The organism is Treponema sp. R6D11 (assembly GCF_054786075.1).
Genome location: NZ_BDHD01001168.1, coordinates 1 through 369, shown reverse-complemented (window position 1 = coordinate 369; position 369 = coordinate 1). Strand labels below are relative to the sequence as shown.

The 369-nt window shown below is 59.6% G+C and carries 1 protein-coding gene; it reads right to left on the bottom strand.

Translation table 11 applies throughout. The annotated features are described in order from the left end of the window. Window positions 1–258, bottom strand: a 258-nt coding sequence (locus ACYVTD_RS17965; protein WP_461248973.1) for an SAM-dependent methyltransferase, incomplete at its 3' end; no start/stop codon positions are given. Window positions 259–369: the final 111 nt, after the last annotated feature.

The following is a 369-nucleotide window of genomic DNA, read 5'->3' as shown; positions in this document are numbered from 1 at the left end:
TTTAAGAAGGGACGCGCTGTCGCCGCCCTGAAAAACCTTAACCGCCAAATTGCCGCCTGCGGCGAGCGCTTTTTCAGCGTAGCTTATTACTTCTTCCGCAAGAGCGAGCGAGCGGGTTGAGTCTACAGTGTGGTTGCCGGTGGTGCTGGGGGCGGCGTCGCTTATAATCGCCGTGTAGGGGCCTTTTTCACATAACGGCTCGCGGGCTTCCGCTGCGGGGATGTCGCCTTGAATAAAGAAAAAAATGCCGCCCGCCAAAAGGACCTTTTCTTATTCCCGGGGAAGGGGGGGAAGGACGGCGTCGGCGAGGAGAAAGCACCCCCCCATTTTTTGCGGAGGCTAGAGGCTCCAGACTCCGGGGGGGGCCCC